Source organism: Brevundimonas sp. CURTG3B2_SDJG, from assembly GCF_057364705.1.
The window spans coordinates 1-2,563 of record NZ_JBNFOJ010000362.1 but is presented as its reverse complement, the minus strand read 5'-3'; the positions used below and the strand labels follow the sequence as shown (position 1 = coordinate 2,563).

General features: G+C 68.9%; 1 protein-coding gene and 2 pseudogenes. All 3 read right to left on the bottom strand.

The annotated features are described in order from the left end of the window. Positions 1 to 389: pseudogene (locus tag AC2W7C_RS16600) on the bottom strand (PTS sugar transporter subunit IIA); the annotation flags it as partial. 74 nt (positions 390 to 463) lie between these two features. Beyond that, the gene (gene hpf, locus AC2W7C_RS16595; RefSeq protein ID WP_486002374.1) at positions 464 to 1,129 is read right to left on the bottom strand and encodes a ribosome hibernation-promoting factor, HPF/YfiA family; all 666 of its coding nucleotides are present in this window, start codon (positions 1,127 to 1,129) and stop codon (positions 464 to 466) included. Positions 1,130 to 1,439: 310 nt separating this feature from the next. Next, positions 1,440 to 2,563 (bottom strand): annotated as a pseudogene (gene rpoN / locus AC2W7C_RS16590) (RNA polymerase factor sigma-54); the annotation flags it as partial.

Here is a 2,563-nt window from a genome sequence, read left to right as displayed (position 1 = left end):
ATCTGCCCGGCGAACGCAGGGCGCGAGCGACACCGGCCGCCAGCGCCCGCAGGTGCTCCGCGCCGTCGCTGGGTCGGGGCGAACAGGGCGAACATCAGGTCCACCGGCCGGTCGTCGACCGAGCCGTAGGCGACCGGCGTGTCCAGCCGCACGAACACCGCCGTCACCCGCGCCACGCCATTCAGGCGCGCGTGGGGCACGGCCACGCCCGAGCCCAGGCCCGTCGAGCCCAGCGCCTCGCGCTCCAGCAACGCCTCCAGGATCCGGTCGCCCGGCAGGCCCAGCGCCTCGGCGGCCGCGTCGGCCACCACGTGCAGGGCCTGGCGCTTCGACGAAGCGCCGCTGCGCAGAACGACGCCGCCGTCCGCCAGCAAATCACCGATGTCCATGAGAACCCCGACTCTACCCGATCATCCCAGGTGGGCGGGCGCCGTTTAGACGACCCGCCTCGTTGTGGGAAGCACTATGATCCGACACCGTTTACCGAACGGTGTCCGTTGAGCGATTTCGCCGTCCGCTCGGGGTCGATCCAGCCGACGTTTCCGTCCGGCCGGCGATAGACCACCGAGATGCCGCCGTGGCCGGCGTTGCGGAACACCACGACCGGATAGCCGGTCATGTCCAGCTCCGCGACCGCCCGGCCCACGGTGATGGTCCGGATCTCGGTCTCGGTCTCGGCGATGACCATGCCGACCGGAGGCGGTTCGTCAGGCCGGCCGGCGTCTCCGAAGGCCTCGTCCTCAACCTCGTCGGGATTGCGCAGCACGATGCTGCGGGCGACCTCGCGCGCGGCGTCCTCGGTCTTTTCCGGCGACAGGCGCTTGGGCCCGATATGGTGGTCCTTCAGTCGGCGCTTATAGCGGCGGACGCGCTTCTCCAGCTTGTCCAGCGAGTCCGAGAAGGCGCCATGGGCGTCCCCGCCCAGCCCGGTGGTGACGATGGCCTGCCCCGACGCCAAGCGGACCCAACAGTCCACCTTGAAGCCGTGACCGTCCTTCGAAACCACGACCTCGGCGTCCTGCGCCCCGCGTTCGAAGTACTTGCCGATCCCATCTTGGAGTTCTTGGGAGATGCGCGAGCCTAACGCTTCGCCGACATCCACGTGCTTGCCACTGACTTGGACTTGCATGCCGGTAGAACGCGCCCGCCCAAGGAAGGTGTCAACGTCGATCACCGATTTGTGGTGACAGGGCGCCGCAGCGGGAAGACCGGGCTCTCCAGGTCCAATTGCCATGCGTTCGCCGGTGCTGAAAATTCCCTCATCTTCCCTCCGTCATGGCCGGGCTAGTCCCGGCCATCCATAACCGCTGGGGGCGGCTGGGCGGTCTCGCTTCCAGCCTCGGTGTTCATGGATTCCCGACACTAGGTCGGGAATGACGGGTTGAATGTCGCTCGACCTGGTTCGTGCATATCCGCGAAGGCGGGGCGAACGAGGGCGATCAACCCGCCTTCATCATCCGCTTGCGCTCGACGGACGACGGAATCCGCAGGGCTTCCCGGTATTTCGCCACCGTGCGCCGGGCGATGTCGACGCCCGTCTCCTTCAGCAGCTCGACAATGCGGTCGTCCGACAGCACGTCGCCGTCCCGGCCCTCGCCGTCGATCATCGACTTGATCCGGTGACGGACGGCCTCGGCCGAGTGCAGCGCGCCTCCGTCCGACGACTGGATGGCCGCCGTGAAGAAGAATTTCAGCTCGAACACCCCGCGCGCGTCGAGACGTATTTGTTCGAGGTCACCCGGCTGACCGTCGATTCGTGCATGCCGATCGCGTCGGCCACCGTCTTCAGGTTCAGCGGCCGCAGGAACTCCACGCCGAAGGCCAGGAAGGCGTCCTGCTGGCGCACGATCTCGGACGAGACCTTCAGGATCGTCTTGGCCCGCTGGTCCAGCGACTTGACCAGCCAGCTGGCCTGGGCCGCGCAGTCGGCCACGAAGGTCTTCTCGACGTCGGACCGCGCCCCGGCGGCCACCACCCCGTGATAGCGCTTGTCCATGATCAGCCGGGGCAGGGTGTCGGCGTTCAGCTCCACCTTCCAGCCGCCGGCCGGGTCGGCGCGCACATGCACGTCCGGAATGACGGTCTGAGCCGGCTCGCCGCCGAAGCCCGCGCCGGGCCGCGGCGTCAGCGCCTTCAGCTCGGCGATCATCTCGACCATGTCCTCGGCGTCCACGCCGCACAGTTTGCGCAAGGCGGCCAGGTCCCGCCGGGCCAGCAGATCCAGGTTCTCCAGCAGCCGCGCCATCGCCGGGTCGAACCGGTTCCGCTCGATCAGCTGCAGCTTCAGGCATTCGGGCACGGACCGCGCCATCACCCCCGTCGGCTCGAAGCCGTGGCACGCGGCCAGCACGCCCTCGACCCGCTCCGCCGCCACGCCCAGCCGGTCGGCGACCTCGCCCAGTTCGCCGCGCAGGTAGCCGCCCTCGTCCACCATGTCGATCAGGGTCAGGGCGATGGCGTGGTCCGATGCCGACAGCCCGCCTGGGCGGCCTGCAGTTGCAGGTGCTCCCACAGGGTGGTCTCGCGCGTGTCGGGCTGCTCGCGCCCCTCGCCGTCCGGCAGG

Excerpts from the sequence above, each read along its gene's own strand:
- hpf (WP_486002374.1), bottom strand. The coding sequence starts at position 1,129 with ATGCAAGTCCAAGTCAGTGGCAAGCACGTGGATGTCGGCGAAGCGTTA.